The organism is Vibrio sp. 1249-1 (genome assembly GCF_033340495.1).
This window is the reverse complement of sequence record NZ_JAWOWJ010000007.1, coordinates 63962-86932: the sequence shown is the minus strand read 5'-3', so window position 1 is coordinate 86932 and position 22971 is coordinate 63962. Positions and strand designations below refer to the sequence as shown.

Annotated in this window: 15 protein-coding genes; 14 read left to right on the top strand and 1 reads right to left on the bottom strand. The window is 43.6% G+C overall.

The window, feature by feature from the left end:
- The first annotated feature begins 182 nt into the window (after window positions 1-182).
- The 7 genes from R7Z50_RS14375 (at window position 183) to R7Z50_RS14345 (ending at window position 14210) form a co-directional block, all read left to right on the top strand.
- Window positions 183-4397: an Ig-like domain-containing protein gene (locus R7Z50_RS14375; RefSeq protein ID WP_053409871.1), complete on the top strand. Its 4215-nt coding sequence runs from the start codon at window positions 183-185 to the stop codon at window positions 4395-4397.
- Window positions 4398-4784: 387 nt separating this feature from the next.
- Window positions 4785-5321, top strand: a complete 537-nt coding sequence (locus tag R7Z50_RS14370; protein WP_169780639.1) for a S26 family signal peptidase — start codon at window positions 4785-4787, stop codon at window positions 5319-5321.
- Window positions 5308-6672 (top strand): TrbC family F-type conjugative pilus assembly protein, encoded by a 1365-nt coding sequence (locus tag R7Z50_RS14365; RefSeq protein ID WP_053409873.1) that lies wholly within the window; start codon window positions 5308-5310, stop codon window positions 6670-6672. Before R7Z50_RS14370 ends, R7Z50_RS14365 begins: the two co-directional genes overlap by 14 nt.
- Before the next feature lie 29 nt (window positions 6673-6701).
- Window positions 6702-6839: a hypothetical protein gene (locus tag R7Z50_RS14360; protein ID WP_157052370.1), complete on the top strand. Its 138-nt coding sequence runs from the start codon at window positions 6702-6704 to the stop codon at window positions 6837-6839.
- The gene (locus tag R7Z50_RS14355; RefSeq protein ID WP_053409874.1) at window positions 6839-7927 is read left to right on the top strand and encodes a TraU family protein; all 1089 of its coding nucleotides are present in this window, start codon (window positions 6839-6841) and stop codon (window positions 7925-7927) included. Before R7Z50_RS14360 ends, R7Z50_RS14355 begins: the two co-directional genes overlap by 1 nt.
- A 236-nt stretch (window positions 7928-8163) precedes the next feature.
- Complete coding sequence (gene traN / locus R7Z50_RS14350) at window positions 8164-12435, top strand: conjugal transfer protein TraN (protein WP_169780640.1); 4272 nt, start codon at window positions 8164-8166, stop codon at window positions 12433-12435.
- A 236-nt stretch (window positions 12436-12671) separates the two neighbouring features.
- Window positions 12672-14210 (top strand): Fic family protein, encoded by a 1539-nt coding sequence (locus R7Z50_RS14345; RefSeq protein WP_053409876.1) that lies wholly within the window; start codon window positions 12672-12674, stop codon window positions 14208-14210.
- Window positions 14211-14256: 46 nt separating this feature from the next.
- Here the strand turns inward: R7Z50_RS14345 and R7Z50_RS14340 are convergent, their stop codons facing one another.
- Window positions 14257-15117 (bottom strand): hypothetical protein, encoded by an 861-nt coding sequence (locus R7Z50_RS14340; RefSeq protein ID WP_053409877.1) that lies wholly within the window; start codon window positions 15115-15117, stop codon window positions 14257-14259.
- Window positions 15118-15409: 292 nt separating this feature from the next.
- On the opposite strand from R7Z50_RS14340, the gene R7Z50_RS14335 reads away from it, so the two are divergent.
- From R7Z50_RS14335 to R7Z50_RS14305, 7 genes are all read left to right on the top strand, one after another.
- Window positions 15410-17272: an ATP-dependent helicase gene (locus R7Z50_RS14335; RefSeq protein WP_053409878.1), complete on the top strand. Its 1863-nt coding sequence runs from the start codon at window positions 15410-15412 to the stop codon at window positions 17270-17272.
- A gap of 422 nt (window positions 17273-17694) precedes the next feature.
- Complete coding sequence (locus tag R7Z50_RS14330; RefSeq protein WP_053409879.1) at window positions 17695-18036, top strand: putative quorum-sensing-regulated virulence factor; 342 nt, start codon at window positions 17695-17697, stop codon at window positions 18034-18036.
- Window positions 18037-19159: 1123 nt separating this feature from the next.
- Window positions 19160-19771, top strand: coding sequence for a hypothetical protein (locus R7Z50_RS14325; RefSeq protein WP_053409880.1), 612 nt, complete (start codon window positions 19160-19162; stop codon window positions 19769-19771).
- 129 nt (window positions 19772-19900) lie between these two features.
- Entirely contained in the window at window positions 19901-20086 is a 186-nt protein-coding gene (locus R7Z50_RS14320) for a hypothetical protein (protein WP_053409881.1), read from the top strand.
- Between the two features lie 9 nt (window positions 20087-20095).
- Window positions 20096-20344: a hypothetical protein gene (locus tag R7Z50_RS14315; RefSeq protein WP_053409882.1), complete on the top strand. Its 249-nt coding sequence runs from the start codon at window positions 20096-20098 to the stop codon at window positions 20342-20344.
- Window positions 20345-20462: 118 nt separating this feature from the next.
- Window positions 20463-21230, top strand: a complete 768-nt coding sequence (locus R7Z50_RS14310; protein ID WP_053409883.1) for a hypothetical protein — start codon at window positions 20463-20465, stop codon at window positions 21228-21230.
- 113 nt (window positions 21231-21343) lie between these two features.
- Complete coding sequence (locus R7Z50_RS14305) at window positions 21344-22519, top strand: AAA family ATPase (RefSeq protein ID WP_079324386.1); 1176 nt, start codon at window positions 21344-21346, stop codon at window positions 22517-22519.
- Window positions 22520-22971: the final 452 nt, after the last annotated feature.

The following is a 22971-nucleotide window of genomic DNA, read 5'->3' as shown; positions in this document are numbered from 1 at the left end:
ACCATTTCCCTCAAGAACATCAAATAAAGCCACTTTTTATTAAAAAGTGGCTACTTTCATGCGCCTTCAATTTGCCAAATCATGTTGATTAATTGCCCTTACAAAGTGGGTTTTATTCACCATGCGGCATAGTTCAATTCAGTAAAGTACTGTTGACTTTTAGCTCTTTAACTGGTGCTTACATGAAATCCACAAACATTAAAACCTTAGCGGTAGCAATACCCTTAGCTTTGTGGGCCAGTCACGCCGTTTCAAAATCGATTCTTGTAACAGGTTCGATTGAGGCGGTTTCACCAAAAGTATCTTTACCCGTACTAAGGGACCAACAAGCTTACGTCAACCCTTTCCAAATGGTTGCAGAAGAAGCTGACGGTTCCGGTTGTCAACTTACGGGAGATCCTAGTGTGGCGAAAGCTGACCACGGGGATAGTTTAGTCTGTTTGTTTGAATGGACCGAGCTACCGTCGGGGATAACAGCTGCAGGGATGGCCGTAGATGGTTATCTGTTGAAGGAAGGTGCTAACCAGTTCGGTTACTCCATTTCATACTTCTCAGGTACAAATCTAGACAAAGTAGAAATTCTATCAGATGCAATCAACGTAAACGCGGTTGCACCGATCGCCCCTGACTTCACCGGGGTTAAAACTACGTTAAGTCATGGAGCCTTTACTGGCCTCCAAGTGACTAACTACAACAAAGCGTCTGGAATTTCAAAAATCCAAGTTTCAGCAGAATCTAGAGACTACCGTCAAGTTGCGACTGTCGACGGGCTAGGTTCATGTATTATTGAAATTGGTAACACCGCCTGTGATATTAATGCCGGTTCAAGAAGCATTGGTGTTGAAGGGCAGGTTACTGGCCAGACAAAATACAGTCTAACGATTGACTCTCTAAACGGCTATTTTGAATCTAAAAACAAAGTCGTGCCAGAAGACTACGTAATGAAATGGGACTACCGTACCCCAGAAGCGAAAGGTCTTTATATCCAAGCTCGTTCAAAAAGTAGCGCGACAACTGATAAGTATGACGTTGAAGGCGTTAGCGTAGTTGTTGAAAACGAACAAGCTAAGCTGATTGTTGATACACCACACTTTGGGTTATCCGGTAGTTGGTGGGTGCCATCCGCTAAACTTGAGTTAACACCAGACCCTGATTTTGAAGCTTTGATCCCGGTATTTACTGTGGACGGTTTGAACGTGGTCGAAACTCAGGAAATGGTCTCTCAGCCGCAGGAGAACTTTGTCCTAAACGCAGTCGGTACGCCAGAGGTTCGTGACGGAAAGTATATCTTTACGTATGACCTTCACTCGGTTGCAGATGGTCAATTCCTTCCGATTGTCACGTTAACGGACCAATACGACAACAAGACGACGAAGCAATATCCATCAGTTACGTTAGACCGTAATCCACCTACAGTGCAGGTAATGTACAAAGGGCAGAACTTCATCAATGAAGGTGACGTCTACTTCTTTGAAAACATGGCCATCATCGCGTTGGATACTTTCGACGGGGGTGCTGAGATTGTTTCGGCTAAAGTGAATGGTATTTCATTAGAGTTGAAGGGCGATAGTAAGTACATTAAATATCCACAAGCAGCCTCGTTGAACCTTACTCCTGCTAAAGAGTATCCGTTTGAAGTGACTGTTAAAGATACTGCCGGTAACTACTATACCCAGTCATTCATCGTTAACTACATGCCAATGGACTACTCATTGGATGGTTCTGATCTTGATTACTACAAGAAAGTTCAAAGATTGGACTTGGAAGTTGACCAGATAAAAGGTAATACGTGTGCGCTTTATAGCTCAGAAGAAGAGCTGCATGAGCGTGACTTCCGTTATGGTGAATCAATTCGTTGTTGGTTGGAGTGGACTAACTTGCCACCTGGCACTGCCGGCTCATATATCCGCGGCATTCACTCTTTGACAGGTAGCTTTACCATGTCGTCTGATGAAATGACCAACGAAGTGGGTTATCGAGTATGGATGTACGATAGCAATGGCAACCATTCGCTAGCTGCAGAAGAAAGTGCGGTAATCAACGTTGGCGAAGTGGATCCACCAGCACTTACAGTGAAGCAGGATAAAGTGATCAGCGAAAACCTTTTCCCTGTAGAACTGGACGGTAGCCGTTTCACTACAGCGATTGCTAAAGGTGTGAATGCTGACCTGCAACTCGTCGTTAATGATGGTTCAGAAGAAACTACGACTCTTGCGGTTCAACGTAACGGCCGTACTACAAGTGTTTCTGCTTATGACACGCTTGAGGTACCAGCAGGTAAATTGTGGGCGAGAAAGCAATTCAATGTTAACGCTAAGTACTCTTTGGACTCATCTAAGAGCACAAAAGTTGACCTAGAAACTGTATATGTTCCATCGCGTCGTATTCGTAGCCGTATTTCTACAGATGATCTGAGAACGTTGGACACAGTTAATCCAACTGTAACGATGAAGCTTGGTATCTACGACAGTGATAGCCGTGACTTTGTATACAACAAAGAAACAATGGGTGATTGGAAAGTCTACCTTGCTATTGAACGTCGTGATAAAGAAACGCGTGAGACTTACTACGATAAGATTACTGATGTTAAAGACTTCTCTGGCCAATCAGTAACTTTTGACCTTGATGTTAGCGATGTTGGTTATGGTTCATACCGTTTTATCGGTGTTGCTGAACTGCAATCACCAGTTGATGGTTACACTCGTACAGTACTTTCAAACTCAGCGTTCTATCGAGTCCTTAAAGGTGGCCCGATTGATGGTGAAATTAAGACGTACCGTATTGCGGCGCCAGTGCCTTTCACCGCGTCTGTAACGTATCAACCAGAAGAACGTGAAGACCGTGAAGCAATGGGTGACATCACTTGGGAAATGTCTGTAGATGGAACCAATGACTGGACAGTCATTGATGAATACCAAGGTTCACCACGTCTACGTCAGGTAATTGATAAAGCGGCACATTACTTTGTGCGTGCAACTGTGAAGAACAAGCTTTCAGGCGCTATCAGTCGAACCGATACACTTGAAATCCTGGGCTATGAAGTTCCAGATCTTAAGTCCGATGGTCCGATAGCTCTGTATGAGGGTGAGAAAGGGACAGTAACGCTTTATGACAATGGTGAGTTGGCTAACGAGCTTAAAGGTAAGATCGAATGGTCATTCGATGGTGATAACTGGGAAGAGGGCGGCAATACTATAGACATCGTTGGTACAGGCGATCGTATGAAGGTTTGGAGTCGTATGTCTTACTTCAATAATGAATTGGCAGAAGATAAGCGTTACGACGTTTACCGACGTCAAATATCAGTGAAGAAGCCAAAACCAGTTCGTATCTCAATTCAACAACCTCGTATTGTTGAAGCGGGTGTACCGGTAGAATTGAATGCTGTAGTTCGGTTGGCCACAAGTCAACTTAAATCAGAAGTGGTGAATCAGTGGGTTCTACCTGATGGCACTATTGTTGATGGAACTAAGCTGACTTACACCCCAACTGAATCGGATGCTGCACTTGGGCATACTGACATTACGTTCGTCTCTTGGGTTAAACAGCTTAAGGATGATACTTATGCTACTAAAGACTTGAGCATCCGTACTTGGAAGTATGAATTCCCTGAGTATCGATTTGATGTGAACTACCGAACTCGCTATGCACCAGTAAGTGCAACAGCAATTGCTCGTAAGCTTGAAAGTCAACCAGTAGCTGTTGAGTATACCTATAACTTCTTGAAGTTTGATGGTATGGAAGTCGACCGCCAATCAAATGAGCGTTTGTACTTCTCAGCAACGAAACCTGGCTTACACCAGCTGACTGTTGTTATCTCGGACGATCGCGGTAACTCGAAAGAAATTACTGAAATCATGGAGGTTCTTGAGCCACCTGAAACTAAGATCGAACTGACAGCTAACTACAGTACCGAGTTTATGCGTGACCCGTTAGATGCGTCGATTCGAGCTCGCGTAGAATTAGGCCATCCTGATGATCGTGTAGATACCTATGAATGGTACCTAGATGATGTATTGCTCGATGACCAAACTTCTACAAGGGCATATGTTGAGGGTATGACCGAAGGCAAACACCAAATCAAAGTTAAGGTAACTTCTGAGTTTGGTATTGTTCAAGAGCAGCTACTTGATGTCGAAGTCGCACCAAACAAGGCGCCGGTATGTAATATCACATACAAGCAGTACAGTAGTACTATCGCGGTTCAATCAGGTTGTGTTGACCCTGATGGTGATATGGCAACGCATAACTGGTTTGTTGATGGTGAACTGGTGCACGTCCATGCAGATAACCTCTCTGTAGCGGGGCGTCCTGGTAAGTCGATCCACTTCCGAGTTGTCGGTTACGATGATAGTGGTGATAAGTCTGAGGCTACTTTGGTAGTAACACCAAACTAATCAGGCATAAATAGAAAAGGGCATCGATTCGATGCCCTTTTTATTGCCTGCTAAATACGAAAAAAGCCGGGCAAAGCCCAGCTCATTCGGAGGGAACCACCCCTCGTGATTATGTCGGAGGACACAATCGGTGGGGACAACCAAATCCCCGATTTGCAACACTGTGGAGGAGTCGCAAAACTTTTAATTCTTTTCGCCCATACTGCCGGGCTGATGTTTGTAATATCCCATAGTGAAAACGTTCCGCAAGCCTTTTTTTAAGAAATTTAGCCAATTGGTTAAAAACTAACTGACTTGGATTTACTTGACCTAGATAGGTGCACTTAATCGCCACGGTGAATGGGGGGGAGTGACAGAATCAATACCATTAATTCATTGGTGTTGAAGATGTCAGAACAGTCAGCAGTTATTCCAATTACAGGAAAGCTAACCAGCAAGCGTAAAGAGCGGCTAATCAAACCTCTAATAACAGGCGTTATTTGCACGGCTGCAGTTATGGGGTTTAGCTCTCGGTATACCTTGTTGCCGCCAGTTAGTGATTATCCATGTATACCAGGTCGACTATTTATCATGGATAGAGCTGATCAGAATGTTGGTGTAGGTGACCTTGTTACCTTTAAATCCAAAGATACAGTGTTATTCCCTGATGGAACCCTCTTCACCAAAATCACCGTAGGCGCGCCGGGCGATACTGTCATTGTTAATCGCAATGAAGTTTTTAACGGACGTCACAATTACCACTCAGATGTTAGTGTCACAGCTGATTATCTAAAAGTTACCCTCGACTCATTATCCCGAGAAGAACATCTCACAAGTGGAAAACTCTTCGCGCTCGGAACCCTACCTGGATCACTTGATTCAAGATTTTGGGGAACCGTGGATATAGCTAGTCAGGTGGTTGGAAAATCATATGTCATTTTTTAGAAAGAAACTGGGCGCGGGAATACTCTTGGGCCTTACCGCTAGTTCGTCATTCGCTGCGCCGACGCTGACAACAGAAGACATGGCCACATTTGAGCAAAATAAAAAGCTCATTCAACAGTCGAAAAAGATGGACGCACCGAGTTGGCTGCGTCAATACGATGCGAGTGCTCCCGTAGAGAGTGCACCGGAAGGTGTAAAACGATGGATACCTGCAGCGCAACAGATTGGTGATGATAGTCATTCATTTATCGAGAAAACTATCCAAGATACCTATAAGGTAGTGGATAAAAGTAAGATCCGAACTATCGATATGAAGCCTCGCCCAGATAGCCCTTTGAAAGAAGGTGAAGAGCTGTATTACTTCGTATCTTTCTCCCAACCGGTATCTGAAATTAAAGACATCCTGAAAACCGCTTCGGAAGTTGATGCTCGCGTGATTCTTCGCGGCATGCGTCCAGAAGACAAGATGGTTAACCAAACGGCCGCGGCAATGTATGGCATTGCCAAGGAGTTTCGCCCAACGCCTAAAGTATCCATTGACCCTCGACTTCATAAAGTGTTTGGCATTACCCAAGCGCCGGCAATGGTGTACCGCAATAGTAAAGACAATCATATCGTTTCAGTTAACGGCGTTGCTTCGTTGGATTGGTTTTTAGAAAAGGCGCGAGATAGTAAAAAGACTGAAAATCTAGGGGTAGTCTCCACTACTTACGACATCACCGAACGCGATGTAATCGAAGAGATTCAAGAGCGTGTTGCAGCCGTAGACTGGGATGCTAAACGTCGCAAAGCAATGAATCGCTATATTCAAAATCTCCCTGACTTCCTCATACCGACAGCTCAAGAAGATGCCATTTATAAGATTGATCCACGAGTCCAGTTCCATAAAGACGTTAAGGCGAAAGATGGCACGTTGTTGGCGACCAAAGGGCAGGTTGTAAACCCAATTGACCATTTCCCCGGTATGAGCCTGACCCTGTATATCTTTGATGGATTAAGTGAGCAGCAGCGCGCACTCGTCCATGAAGAGATTAAAAACGGTTATGGAAAGATCGGCCTGATGACTTCTCGAATCGATAAAGAAGAAGGTTTTAAGTTCATCAGTGATTTGAGTAAAGAATACAAGCAACAAGTTTACATGCTTCAAGAACGCATGATTAATCGATTCCAGATAAAAAAACTGCCGGTACAAATTTATTTAGGTAACGGTGAAATCGTTGTTAGAGAGTATGGCGTTAAGGCTCAGGAAGACGCCCTTATGAAACAACGAATGAAAGCTGGGATAGAGCCAAATACGGTCACTGTGACGGGTACTGAGGTAGTAGAAACACCCTCAGTAGTAACTAAGTAAAAGAATAAATGAGAGATTAGGGAAACGACATGAGATTTTTATTAACAGTAGGTGTGTCTTTTGTAGGTGGTGTTTACTTTACTTTAGCGAACCCAAGTCTTGGCCGAACGATTACCTCATATGCAGACATTGTGATAGCTCAAGCAAGTGCTTTATTAGGTGGCTAATGATGTCCTTAATAAGAAAAGCAAAGCGGTTTCTGGCCCAGTTGGTTCTCGCTACATCCATTTTTTGCACGGTAGCCTCACCAGCACTAGCCGAAGAGGGGGCATCATTTCTTAGTGATGCCGCTTGCCCGGACACAAAATACTTCAATAACTTGATCAATAAGTTCTGTTGGAGCTGTACATTGCCATTTAACTTGATGGGGTTCTCTTCTGAACCGCCAGATGGTGCGAATACTGATGCGATGTGTTATTGCCAAGATGAACTTGGTGTACCAGAGCTGGGATTTAGTGTGGGCTATTGGGCGCCCGAACAGATTATAGAAATCACAACGACGCCTTGGTGTAGTCCTACCCTTGGTGGAACAATGGTACAGGACGACCTAACCAGCATGGGAACGACCGGGGGAGGGAAAAAAGCCGATAGGACAACGATGGCCACGTTCCATTACAATTACTTCGCCAACCCCGTATTTAAAATGCTGTCGATGTTCATGATTCCTGAGTGTGACAAAGACCCTGGCATAGTCGACCTTGATCTTTTATACATGTCGATGCTCGATATTACGTGGTACGACGATATGTTGGCAATGGTATTTAACGCGGATGCAACGGCATTTGCAAATCCCGTAGCTCAGGCAGTTTGTATGAAAGATTGTGCTGTGTTGACGGCTACGTCAGACCCGTCAGATCAAAACTGGTTCTGTGCTGGTTGTGAAGGAAATATGTATCCATTCACTGGTAACGTTACGACAGATAACAACCCAATCCGTACTAGTAGCTTGATTGTTACGAGGGCACTAGCGTCAATGCACCGTAGGGGGCTCGCTCGGACTACCTATGGCGAAGATGCGATGTGTGAAAACGTGTATAGCCCGATGATTCCAAAACCCATGTATAAGGTCAGTATGGCTTGGCCAGTGGCCGAGGTGGACAGTTTGGGGAACCAGATTACAGACTCTTGCTGTCATCCTCTTGGAGATTTTTGGATGAAGTGGGGCTTAGGGCGTATGGCTGCTGGCGGGGGGAAAGATAATACATTTGTGTACAATATCTTCCGCTACAACGATTGTTGTGTACGGTACTACTAACCCTCTAATGAATGCGATGTTTGACATCGCATTTTTTTTAGAAAAATCCTATATGGAATTGTATTTTGTATGCTGCTTACGCATTCAATAAGTCCATCTAGTTAGGGGCACTTAATTGAAATGCGTGACCCCAAAACCTGACAGACTCCATTGATAAAATTTTATCTGGAGTCACCATCCTCGTGTTCAAAAAATCCTTATCAATGGTGCTGGTGGTAACGTACTTAACGAACCTTATGTCTGCAGCGTATGTTGGCATATTGATCGGAATGTTGACGGCTTCCACTCCAAGTTTTGCAGCACTGTCGCTAGATACGCCTATACAAATGGATTACAGCTGTCCATCTGGTTACACGCTGACTGGCGGTAAATGTATCAAGAAAGAAGTCCGTTCTATAAGAGAATCTTGCGCTTCTGGCTACAGTCGCTCTGGAGACAGTTGTATTAGAAACGAGTCGACATCGGCCACAGTTATTTGTGCAACAGGTTTTACTTTTGATACCGCTCAGTTTCCTAACCAATGTTCAATGCTTGCTGGCCGGGATAGTGTGGAAGAAGGCAGTTGCTCAGATCGATTTGAAGGAACTACTCGAGTTGGGACAGCATGTTATTACGTGGAAGCACCGGAAGAAATTAAATGTCCGGCCGATGCTGCGAACGCTACTCCCACAACAGTGAATATGAGCTGTAGTAGTGGAGCTCAAATCATTGGTGAATGTAATAGCAGTGGTACTGCGTACACTACACCAGATATGCGTTGGAAGTTAAACGCACCAGCATTTATGTGTTCTCGTACATTGTATAAAGGTGTAGAAAAAGCATGTGACAGTGGTTTTTCTATGGAAGGCGATGCGTGTACGCGTACTTTGTCCACGGTTCCTAGTGCTTCTTGCAAAGCGGGATACTATCAGAAAGGTAATCAGTGTTTCCCGGGTGAAGCAGAAGAAACCTGCGGGGCAGGTACAACCATGCGTTATGGTGTGTGCGTTTCACCGAGCGGTGAACTATCGTGTCCTAGCGGTCAGTATTTAGAAGCAGGTTCAAACCTATGTGTTAAAAATCGGACTGACTCAAACCCCGCGACATTCGATGACAATGATTTTAGCTATTTCTTCAATCAAGGCTCTGAATTAGGACGAAACACAGCGAGCACCATATCTATGCCATCTATAAGTGGATCCGGTGGTACAAGTGGTATTAACGTAAGTGCTGAATTCATGGATAACGAAACCAAGCTATCTAATGAAGACTTATTTAAAGCTATTTCTAGTGGCGGTGTCGATACAAACAATGGATTCTCAGCGCCAGATGGCACTTATCAAGACGAAGAAGCACAGAGCCAATTCATCCGCGGCCAAATTAGTAGCAATCAAGAATTTTTGGATTCATCTGGCGAAGTAGAAGGTGATTCGAGTGAGGAAGTAGTCGATAACACTAACCACTCAGCATTAGCGTATGGCGCTTTGATGGATGCCCGTAATCAGAATCCTGCACGTAAACTCAGCCGTGACTCGGCAATGTTCCAAGTTAGCCGAAATACGGTAACTGATGCATTTACAGGGCAGGGGGCATATTTCGGTGACTGTAGCGCGGAGAGTACTACATATCAGGAACTAGACCCGACCAAAATTATTACTAACCGTGCAACTTGCATGAAGCCAAACAAAAACAATCAATCAGGTTGTATCGTTGACCGCAAGTTATTGAAGCCGACCTTAAATATTATTGAAGGTGCAGATAATGCCAGTCTATCAATGTGTGGTGAGGATTGTGTAAGGCTTACTCTAGGTAAAGAAGGGGATGACTACCTTCACCAAACAGGTTCGTGTGGTATCTACAAAGAGAAAATAGCGATTTCTCTTGTAAAAGGTAATGCTGTAAAAAAAGCAACCGTGTTGACGGGTAGTTATGACGACCAATTCCGTCTGAAAGCCGATGGTGAGATGTTCTATAACGGTGTTCACATGGGCTTCCCGACGGAAGATGGTTTCCCAACAACAGCTACTGGATGTGAACAAAACACAAGCCGTACCGTACCGAGATTTGATGCGACTAAAGCATTCCAAGATGCATTCGCAGACGATGACCGCATTGAATTCGACTATCAAGTTGGTGTGGGCGGTGATGGTGAAGCCTATGCAGTTGTTGAACTTATCTTCGAAGATCCGGTTCGTACACACTGGGAAGAGCGATTCGACTATTTTCCAGAAGGCTGTAATGAGCGTTTAGAAGAGCCCGATAGCTACTGCACATCTGGCCCATTCCAATGTGATGATGAAGTTGAATGGACAATTATCGATTTAGGTACCTGGGGAACCGAAGATTCAAATGGTAAATGGGAAACCACAAATGATAAAAATACTGTTAAACAAACGATCAATGGTAACCCGACCAGCTATCTCTCTGAATATTCCTATGAGTTGAACTCGTTTAAAGGCTACATCAAAGTAAATACTGACGAAGACGATGACTATATTGGTTTCGTCTTTGGAGTACCTGAAAAGGGAGCGGATCTCACAGATCCTGACAATAGTTATTTTGTTATTTCATGGAAACAAGGGAATCAAGAAGGCGCGGCAAAAGGACTGGTATTGGCCAAAGTTACAGGGCCAATGGGTGTAATACCGAAAAAACATCAATTATCCAAGGATGATGGAACATATGAAGTATTAGCGACTAATTTGGGTACCGGTTGGGCAGACAATAAAGAATACGAGTTTCAACTCGATATTGAGCCTGAGCATTTTACTCTGTCAATCAATGACAAGGTATGGATTGACACTGATGGAGAGTTTCATAGTGGTCGTGTAGGTTTCTACAACAGTTCACAAAGTGATGTTAGCTACTCCCAAGTTAAGCAACTGTATCCTGCAGGCCTTGGTCGTGATGCGAAATACTTGTTTGCTCCACTATGGGACGGCGCGGCAAAATTCCCGGTATGCATGTCAGCACACCGCGAAGACTACGTTTGTGATCCGCTAAAAGGCAAGTCACTTTCTATGAATGGAGGTAGCTTCTCATTTAGTGACATTATCCATCTTGATGACGGTTGCGCTGTATACGACGAAGACGATTCATGTGACGCGGTATCTCAAGAGTGTGTAGAAGGTTGGCTAGATGAAGAATCGGGTACATGCTATGCATGGAATGTTACCTATGAGTGTCAGGATACGAGCAACGCAGTCATAACTAAAACGCGTTCAAACAATACATGTTTAACAGATCAGAACTGTATTGATGGTTCCTGTACAGTAAGGGCCGATGAAACCAACCAAGACTTTACTAATGCATTAACCACTTACGCGACCATGAATGAGATTGGTTCGACAAAAGAATGTTCGGACCCAAGTGATGTGACATCATGTGAAGTGTTTAGCGGTGAAGCACGTTGGTGTGGATGGGATCAGTTAAAAGTGAATGACTGTTGTGAACAGCCAGCTGGAGTCAATACATTGAACGTTTTCAAGCTTGGTCAGAATATATACACGGTGACCGGATATGCAGCATCTGCAGAAGGTGCGTTCGGTGGAACAGCGATTCAAACTGGTCTTGAAGCTGCCGGCCAAGCAGTTGAAGGCGCATGGGATACTCTATCAAGTAAGGCAGTAGATGTAGGTAAAAGTGTTTGGAATACAGTTTCTAGTAAGTTAACTGGCGCTGTCGGTAATACTGCTGGAAATACTTCTGCTAACCTGGTCTCAAATAGTGGTAGCGTTATTGGTAACTTTTCTAGTTCGGTAACAACCGCGTTATCAAACTTTAAAAATACCCTAATGCAGAAAATCTACGACATGCTTCCAGAGACATTGCAGAACGCTATTAACTCTGCAGCCACGTCTATCGGTGGTAGTGGTGCCGCTGCAACAGGGGCAACAGCAATGAACACAATTGCCACGTCAGTAATGAACGTGATCAGCTTCATTGGTTGGGTATATGCAGTTTATCAATTGGCAAAACTGGCATACACAATGTTGACGGCGTGTACCGAAGAAGAAGAAGACATGGGAGTTCAATTACTCAGTAAGAAATGTTTTAAAACACACCATGAAGACTGCGACAAAGTATTCGGTGTTTGTACTAATCGTGCAAAAGATTTCCATTGTTGTTATGAAAGCGTAATTAGTCGAATCATCATGGAACAAGCGATTGTACAGCTTGGATGGAGCGCTAAATCGTTTAGAAACGAAATGGGTTGTCGAGGGCTAAAGATCTCCGAGCTCAGCAAAGTGAACTTTTCAAAAATTGACTTTACTGAATGGGTAGAAATGATGGCCGAGTCAGATGAGTTGCCGATCGATAAATCAATGGAAGATATAACCGGCGGGAACATTTCTAACGGATTTGGCCGATCAGATGCTCTCGAACGTAACCAAGAACGTTCAGTCGATAATGCCTGGGTTCAACGTCGAGAAGAGATGGAAGAGGCTGATGTAGGAAATAATGTCGATTGTACAACGCGACCAAGACCGAAGAGTTGTGAGCAAGGTGCGTTCACTCCGAATCAGTAAATAGAAAAACAAGGCGGCCCTCGGGTCGCCTTTTTAATACGTAACTGAAAGTAATGTAAGTTAACAACTAAGAGTAATTTGAATGCATAAGTGAAAGTAACCCATGCGCGTAACTGAAAGGAAAATAAATGCGTAAGTGAAAGTAATGCATTTGCGTAACTAAGAGTAATTTAAATGCATAACTGGGAGTGATATACTTTTAGCACTCACTGATAATTTAAAAGATGGACACAGTTATGGCTAAAACCGGTAATGAAAAACTTGCAGAGGCGTTAAGAGAGGCGTCTGCAGTTCGAGCGGGGAACATCGTTAATAGTAGTAATCTTAAGCCTACAACGCGAACCTTATTGGTGTCCGAAGGCTATCTAAAACAAATAGTTCGAGGTTGGTACCTGTTCGATGCAGACATTACAGTAGAGAAAGCTGGTGAGTCAGCTCTCTGGTACCAATCCATTTGGCAGTTCGTTGGCCAATACCTGCAAGAAGCATACGGTGACGATTACTGGCTAAACCCGGAAGCATCCATCGATATTCATACGGCAAACAACTCTTTGCCAAAACAGCTAGTTGTATTTACCAGTGAGGGGGCAACAAAAAATATAGTATTGCCAAACGACATGAGTCTTATGGTGATAAAGAAATCTGGTAAGCCTACTCACATCACTGAATACCAAGGTGTTCAGGTACTTACACTTGAGTTCGCATTGGCCGGGTTAGCTCCCACAATTTACAGGTCTAATCCTTTGGCTGTGCAAATCGCACTTGGACAATCTGACGTTAATGCAGTTGCAGACAGTTTACTCGTTACTAAGAACGTTCAATCGGCCAATAGATTGATTGGTGCGTATCTCGAGATTGGTCGTAAAGCTGACTCTCGAAACCTTACAAACATTATTACTGCTGCTGGGCTATCACCAATTAAGGGTGAGAACCCTTTTGAAGTGCCGGTCATTAAAATTGGTAATAAACGTCAAGAATCTGCGGCGGCTGTGCGCGTTCGTTTGCTATGGCAAAAGCTGCGTGAAGATGTAGAGCAGGTGTTTACCGATAAGGCATCTACTGACTTCTTTAAGAGCACTCTTAATGAACTGCTAGATTCAATGGATAAGGTATACGTATCGGATGCTTATCACTCGCTGTCCATCGAAGGATATGTTGTTACCGAAGAACTGATTAACCGTGTAGCAAATGGCGAGTGGGATTCAGAACACATAGCCGCAGACAAGCAACAAAGAGATGCACTGGCAGCGCGAGGTTATTATGAAGCATTCCAAGCATTACGAGGGTTGATTCAAGAGGCGCACGAGGAAGGATCAGAGGACTTGGATCTGGAGTACCTTATCGATGTTAGCATAACTCAAATCTATACCTCTTTGTTTAAGCCTTGTGTTACGGCTGGCATCATTAATGAGCGTGATCTTGCTGGCTACAGAAAGGGGCCGATCATGATTCGGACATCACGCCATATGCCACCACAAAGTGAACATCTCATGGACTGTATGGACGCGCTAAAAGAGCTTATTGTGGGTGAGCCTAATTTTGCTGTAAAAGCTGTTTTAGGACATTTCTTCTTGGGATACGTACACCCATTTCCAGATGGGAATGGACGTACTAGCCGATTTCTAATGAATTTCATGTTTCTTCTTGGTGGTTATCGTTGGACGGTGGTGCCAGTAACGGAAAGAACTGCATATCTTGACGCATTAGAAAGCGCATCGATCGATTGTGATGTGGTGCCATTTGCTAAATTTCTACACAATGTGATGCCTGACTGATCAAAAAAGGCGACCAATGTCGCCTTTTATCAATGTGTTTAGAGTTCTATTTCTGAACTTTCACAAAGAAGTTAGGAACACCTTTGCGAATTACAAATGGAGTATCTTGGCTTACTAAAGGCTTATCCGATGGAGAAAAACGGTTAAGGTGTTCTGCTTTGTAGCTCATTGCTGGTACGTAAGCTGAAACCATGTTTGTTTCGATAAATGGTAGGAATGTAGCCGTGTTCAGTAGTCCATCTGTCAAACGCACAATAATGTATCGATCAGCTTTTACGTCAGGGTTAAATGGAATACCTGATTCTTTAGTCGCATAGCGAACTACATCAACTGAATATTTAGGGAATAGGTTGCATTCACCATATTTAGCATCGCCGTGCATTACAGGCCAGCATGCACCACCTTTAACACGGTATGAGCCATCTTTGTAGCTAACAAACTCTGTTGGGTGTTCCATTTGCTTATTGAAATCAGAAGCAATGAACGTATCCGCAGCAGGCTTTAAATAGTTAGTCTTTAAGTAATCATCAAGAGCCGCTTTGTTGGTAATATCAATGTTATCGGCAGGGATCCAAGCAATAATTTGAATAAAATCGGCTTGTACGTTACCACCAGCGTTGATGATCGCAGCCATACCAAGACCGCCCAAGGCGCCTATGCCACCACCAGCAAGAAAACCTAATCCAGCACTTGCACCATAGCCTACTTTGTTATCATAAACATCTTTCGCTACTACTGCGTCCTTAATATCAAACGGAACATAATCGTAACCAGATTTCAGAGTTTGCATTGCTACTGAGTCTGACGTGTTTAATTGCAAAGGTGTTGGGTCGATAGCTTTGTTACTCGCACAACCAGAAAGAGCCAAAGTTAGTGCAGCCATTGCAGGTACAAATAGTTTCTTCATTGGTAAATCCTTTAACGTGTGTTTTATGTCGTTGATATTTAAATGCTATAGCCTATTGCAGAACGTGCAATACTGCTCGGTGAAGAAAATTAAGGGCACTGGAAATATTCAACCGACGAATGATACGTAACTACGGTTGCACATCAACAAGTAATTTCAGTTTTTGGGGTAAATTTAAATCAATTCTGTACGTTGTTGCCAAACCAGATAAAAACGCTAACCATTGAACTCGTAAGATAATTCAATCTTGTTTATCATAAGCCAAACATTTAGAAGTACATGTGAGGTAATAGTGTCAGGATTAACAGAAGACCAACAGCTGGTGGCTGATAGTGACGGCCATACTATGTGTTGTGCACTGCCTGGTAGTGGTAAAAGCCATACAATGGTGGCCTTAGCGGATAATCTGGTAAATAAAGACCCGTCATACAAATTGCTACTCATTACATTCACCAAAGCTGCTGCAGAGGAACTCAATGAGCGTCTTGCTCAGAAGATTCAAGGTAGTGGTAAATATCGCGCTAAAGCTGCAACGTTTGACTCTGTATTTGGTCAACAGCTAAGAAATGGTGGCCGAAATACTAAGAGAACCCTAGTGGGTGGTGAGCAATATAACTTCCTTGAAAGGGCAATGCGTCACGCAGGCCTGTCAATGGATATTGAAGAAGCAATGAATGCCATTGATACCTATGGACGGATGCTTAAGCCTGAACCAATAAGTGGGAAGGGGAGCAATCCGGGATGGTTAATTTATTTAGCATATTCGGACCTACTTAAGAAAAACAATTGCCAAGACTTTAACCTGATAGCGCGCTCAGCATACCTGGGTGTGCAAAACGGCACGTTGCCGCCGTGGGATGCAACCCATATCCTCGTTGATGAATTTCAGGATACGAGTGACATGCAGTATGCCTGGATACAGATACATGGAGAAATGGGTGCAAAAATAGTGGTGGTAGGCGATGACGACCAATCTATCTACTCGTGGCGCGGGGCGGCAGGTTACCAGAATATGGTCAACTTTCAGGGTGACTTTAATGCGGTTGGTTACGTTTTGAAGATGTGCTTTCGCTGTCGGCCAGAAATACTCGCAGCCGCGAAAAGAGTTATAGAGTACAACGAGGACCGGGTATACAAAGATATGGTGTCCGGCAGGGAAGAGGGCGGCATAGTTAAACTCAAAGGATACTTAACAGCTGCGGATGAATTTCAGGGCATGGTACAAGCCATTACATCGGACAATCGCCAATGGGCTGTCCTTGGCCGTACTAACCGTATATTGGATGAAGCCGAAGGTTACCTAAAAATGCACGACATTCCATATCGTCGTTTAGGCGGTAAGAAGCTTTGGGATGATAATGTTGCGAATATTGTCCTCAAGTTGCTATGGAGTTTAGTACGTCCGAAAGACACTCGCTTCATTGGTGAGATCCTTGGTTGGTTAGGGGAAGACGAAGAAGCGATTCAAATGGTGACTCAAGGGTTAGCTCAAAAACGTACTTCTTTTGGAGACTTTATGCCACCAGCTTGGTTGGATTGGCGCCACAGCTCTGAACAATTGCACCTCCATTGGAAAGACTGGGGGAGTGATACAACTACCAAGTCTGATTTGAATGTGCGGGTTAAAGCGATAGTTGATTTCCTTAAGACGCATCGCGGTGGGAAAAGTCGAGAAGCTAGGCTTATTGAACTGGTTGGAGACATCCTAATCAACCTGAAAGTTGAAGGTGGTTTTGTCGACCGGGTTGAATTGCTTTCAAAGAACTTAGCACCAAGCCAAAAGGGTGGCGATGAAGACACTGAACGTGGAGTGGTAACACTGTCGAGTCTTCATTCATCGAAAGGGTTGCAGTGGGAGCAGGTTTGGATTTGTGGATCAAATCAAGGCGTATGTCCATCTAACAACTCGCTGGAGGAAGAATCAACGGGCGGTGTCCCGGAAGAGCGTAGGCTGTTCTATGTTGGAATGACTCGAGCAGTTGACGAACTTTATCTATCTTTTAACAGCGATCCTGATTCATCGGGAACGGCGAAGAAGAAAGAGCCATCTCAATTCTTAGCAGAAGGATTCCCCGAAGAATTGGCCTTAGCTGAGGAAAAACTACAGTTATTGGCCAAACAACGAAAAGATGAAGAACAGGAAGAGGCAGCATAAAATCCGTGGCGATTAAGTGGGTCTACAAAGTCGTATTTAATCGCCGCTGGTAAGGGTATTTATAGGTGCTTACGCTTTCAACGTGGGTTACTATTACAAGGTAAATTTCTTCTTTGGCATTAGCCCTTTCCCACAACTTTCCTCTCTTTTGAGAGACTTTGTTGGATTGTTTCAAGAAGAGCTGTGTTTTTTACTCACAACTGAATCCAAAGTAAGCTCGTTTGATAACTTTCAATCGTGATAAATACATAAATCTTATGTTCGCATAAGTAACTAAATATACTGCCGATTAGCTTGCCAGCTTCTCTGTAGTCATTAACAAAATTTGTTCTCATAAGGAGACTATGACTCTCCTTACGGGAAAAACTCATAGTATTCCTTTGTGCAAATTTTATTCATTTAAAATTTTCGGAGGAAATATTATGGCGTTTTTAGGATTGTTCGTTCTTGGTGTTTGTGTAATTGCTTTGCTTTACACCGGTGGTTCTGCTATCGAAAACAAGATTATTGAACACAAAAAGAAACTAGAAGAAGAAGCGATTATTGTACCAGAAATTGGTGGCTTCCTAGTTCATACCCACTCTGATGCTGAACGTGTTCACAACTTAGAAAAACTAACTGTGAGATTTGGTAAGCATGAGGGTAAGACATGGGCACAAGTTCCAACTGAGTATTTAACTTGGATGGTTCATGAAGATCACAAATACGTGCAACTTGCTCGTGTGATTCTTGCCGCTCGTCGTTCTGACTATACGTTCGTCTAACACCTAGTAGGTAACCACATTGCCTTTTAGGTGACGTGGTTTTGATTTATTCAATTAAAGGAAAATACCATGTTACTTTTAGACATTATCGAAGCTATTACTGACGTCATCCTTTTGTTGTCATAGTAAAGCTCGTACTGTAAGGGTCGTACCTTATAGTGTTATGCACATTTTCACTTAGTGATTTTGTCATAACCGTTATGGAGCATATCTAGCTAGATGTAAGTTGAAGTTAACGCCTTTTGGCATTGGCTTTGGCTTACACTTGCTAGGTTTCTCTTTCAGGTCTACCACCTCAAGCGTTTTTACGCGAGAGCGTTTGAGGGTAGATCTGAATACAAAGAGAGGCATTCCATGACGACTGAAACCACACCTGAAACTCTAAACAGCACACTCGATACTGAATCAAACGTTTCATTGCATTACCGCGATAACGTAGTGAGCTTCCGAAAGAAAAGACCATCAACCACTATAAATTCTATGGCTAGAAAAAGTCATTTGCACCGCTGGGCTCGATACACAGAGCAGCCAGTAAAGTGCGCGGTTGTTGCAATTTCTAGATAGGTCGCAGGGTTTCAGTTCGTCCTAGCTCGTTATCTTTATAACAAGCCTGGCAAGCTGCTTGGGGGAGGTTACTCTCCCCAGCAGTTCATTAATAAAACCAATTCAATCAAGCTGTTGGTCACACACCGACAGTTTAGGCGTTAGGCAGCAACTGTAAGACCTGACTAGCCTCCGAATTTATACCTGCACCTTAGTTGATTCATTTGCCTTTTGGCCTTTCCTCCCCATATTTTGGGATCGGGAATGTTGATGATCTAAGTGCTATCGTGACTTGTCTAATTGGATACTTTTCCTAACTGACACTATTACCTGTAATAGCATAAGTCACACCCCAAGTAGCTAATCTCACTACTCTAAAAAGAGATGTTTACTAGTCATTGACCAGCTATATAAATGGTCTTCAACCTGTCTTCAAGCTAACCACTTGTTGATAGATTTTACTTCCCGAACGGGTGGAGCTTTGTCCTTTACCTTTTTGGGTAAGATACTATATGCTCCGCTTACACGTTCAATAACAAGCGTTTTAGCTTGTTTATAAACAAATCTGTGGAGCAACAAAATGATTAAAACGAACGAAAACACTGTTGGATTTGGTGGTACATGTGGTCGTGACTTGAAGATACTTGGTGGTAATAATGGACCTCGCTTTGGCGTTGTGTCTGTTTGTCAAACTACTTCATGGCGCAAAAAAGATGGACCCGGATTCAATGAGCGTAAAGTTTGGATGAATTTAAAATTTAACGATTATCAAATTCAGAAACTTGAACGCAATGGCGGTCTTTTTTCTGGTGATGATATTTGTGTAAAAGGTTTTCTCGTTCAGCGCGCTATAGGTGAAGAAGGTCATATGATTACTGAGATTCAAGTTGAATCTATAGTGTCTCATCTTCCTAAAGCACTTAAAGAGTTAGCTAAAGAGGCTGGTTTGAATTATTCATCTCAACCTCAACAAGCACCTCAACAAGCTGGTGGCCAAGGTCATTATGATCGTCAACCGCAGCAACATGCACCGCAGCAGCAAGCACCTCAACGTGCTCCGCAGCAGCAACAGCATTACAGCGCACCTCAGAGCCCTGCACCGCAACATGCACCGCAGTACACTGATGACCAAATTCCACAACAAGGTGGAGATTGGGACGAAGAAGATTTCTATGGTAGCCGTCAACAGTAATAACTGACTGTTTGGCATTGCCATTGAAATTTAAACCTAAACCTAACCAACTTAAAAACCCATTTGGGAGATTTACTACTCCCTAATGGGGCAGTGATCTCCCTTTTTAAACCGACTGTGGAGGTCACCATGTCTACTAACAACTCTTGTAACTCAACCGATCCTAAACAAACAGCAGCTTACCTGAAACGTCGTTCGACGCGTCTACGTAAGAAAGCTCGTTTTGCTCGTGATGCTTCTACATGTGACCGCCTTATACATATGGCCGATCGTGCAGTAACTCGCGCAAACGAAATTTACTTTGCTGCTTGTTAAGGTGATGTCATGGCTAGTTTGATGTTTCAACTTGCGTCGTCCTGCAAAGGTCGAATCGAGCGGCACCGAACGGTAGGGGATAAGAATGCTCCTAAACGGATGCATATCTACTTTTCTCTTGATAGCCGGCAACGGTTTGTCATGACAGAAGAGAAAACAAAACAAGGCCGAGAATTTACAGAACTCAGAGAAGAGCAATTAGGCAAAAGTCTATGCGCTATCGAAGGGGAATGTATGCAAGAACTTGGCCTCGAGTAAATTTAGTAACTAAACCAATCTTTAATTAAACCAATCTGCCTAAGCAGGAATAACTCCTGCCAAAGCAGAAGTGTATTCCTCGTTTAAGCAGAACCAAAATTCTGTGGAGGAATTACACATGCAATACGACATCTTTGGTTCTATCGAAACTGCTTCTCAACCTAAACCACGTCAAGTTAAACCTAAAGCGAAGAAGAGCACCGCGCCTAAGAAACGCGTCACTGCACCTCGAGCTATGGTTGAAGACAAAGACGGTATCACAATGCGCCATGCCAATGCGTCACAGTCTATGCCTGATCACATGCTCTTGCTTTGCCCTGAGTACGATCCTGCAACTGATGAACTGTTACTTGATTGGGATGAAAACACATTGCTTGAACTATGGGATGGGATGTTACACGAACACCTTAAACAGCTACGTCAAACTAAACCTGGCTCAGCGACTCGTGAGGAAATCGTATCGTGGCAAGAAAGCGAATCCTTTAAGGATTTGTGTGCTGCGATTGGTTACCAACCTGACGATATTCGTGATGGTGTTCTTGAAGCGCTTCAAAACTACGACAGTGCCGCCCAGACTCGCAAAGTAATTAACATGCTTGTGAAGCTGGACCACAAAGTTGTAGATGAAGTAAATGAAATTGGCCTTTCACCGCGTGAATGTAATTCTCGTCGTTTTAAAGACCAATTAGCTGACTGGTTCTTGTCTGAGTTTCGCAAATGCAAAACCAGCAAAGCTAAGTGGGCAAAGGTAGCAACATTGATGCACTGTGACGAACTACGTGAACTAACCAGTAAAATCGGTATGGACATGGCAGGCGTTATCAACCGTATCAAACCAAAAATGTACTTTATTCAGAATCCAGAAGATTCTGAGTTCGACGTTTAATTAAACAACCAAAAACCAAACCAACCATGCCCAAAGGGGACGGCATAACTTCCCCTACGGGATAGTTGTGTTTGTCCTCTGCGGGTTTCTAAATCCTGTGGAGGAATTTTAAAATGACTAATACTGCAACTATTACTGCTCAACCAACTCAAGTTATCAACCGTGAAACAGCTAGCCAAATGTCTAATGAGCAATTGGTTAAGTTATTGGAGCTTAAAAACCCAATGATTGAGGACATTGTTTACAGTGACCCTCGCTGGAGCGAATTGGAACTGGTTGATGCCGGCGAAGTATTTGCACCACACATTCCGAAAGGCATGTTCAAGATCCAACGCCCTAAACACCGTCATCCAAAATGCATCGATTCGAATCCGACTTACATCCCTCAACGTGATGTACTTCGAGCAATCCTTGCTTGGTGGTGTGCTCCAACACGTAAGCTATCGCTTTTCATGTTTGGTGAAACAGGTACTGGTAAAACTGAAATGCTTTTATGGTTTGCTGACCGTATGAACTGGCCAGTGTCTTTAACCGCGGTGAATGAGAGTATGCGACCTGAAAAGGCTCAAGGCTCTTACATCTTGTTTAATGGCAAAACACCTTACCGTTACGGTAGTGTGGCAAGCGCTATGAAATATGGTTGGTGTCAGATTATGGATGAATGTGATAAAGGTTCAGGAGATTTCCTGAGCAAGCTTCACACTCCTGCTGAATACAAACCTTGGCAATTAGACGATACAGGCGAAATCATTACCCCACATAAAAACTTCCGTTTTTGCGCAACCGCGAATACGAATGGTGGTGGTGACATGACAGGTAGATACCATACCTCTCAACGTCTTGATGAAGCTTTCCGTCGTCGTTTTGCTTTCGTTGAATGTGATTATCCATCAGCTGCTGTGGAAGATAGTATCTTGTCTGCAAGTTACCCTGACATCAGCAAAGGCACTCGACACAAGATGATTAAGTTGGCTGGCCAAATGAGACTTGCACTTCGTGCACCTCAGCTGGAAGCCAAAGCGACCACACCGGAAGCACTTAAGAAACTGGCTCTGCCAGATGAACGTCTGTCTTGTGCATTCTCTACTCGTGTTCTAGTGGCATGGGCAGATTACATGACAATCTTTGGTGTTAAAAATGTTCCGTTGAGAGAGTCTTTCGACTTTGTATTCGGTAACAGCCTTGATGAAGCGGATGAACCTGCAGTTTATGCAATCGTTCATCGTATCTTCGGAGAGTCTTTCGACCATCCTGATGGTTGGAACGAGGCTAATGCATCGGGAAAGTAAGTAAGGGAACTGATCAGGAGAAGGACTATTGTTCTTCCCCTGAACAGGATGTTTCTAGCGTCAAATTTGAATGCTATGGAGCAATCCGACCGGATGGCAAGCAAAAGACTTGGGCAATAGGCCAAGATCAACGCGGTGTCCATACCTGGTTCACTGAGCCGGGCGGTTCCCAACTTGTTTATTACTTTAAGCCTTTAGTCACTGACTTTAATGGGTCAAACATTGAAGGTGAATTTTATGTTCGCAAGAAGATCACTGAAAAAGAAGGGAAAGGTTATGTCTCAATTGGGCAAAAAACCTTTAACTCTTTGACTCGAACTTTTGTGTAACAAACCTAAAAATTAATCCTATGGGGATGCTTTTTACAATCTCCCCATAGGGGTTGATCTGTGACTGGTATTCCCTGGGTTGATTTGAATAACCAAACCAAACCAATATTCTGTGGAGGAATA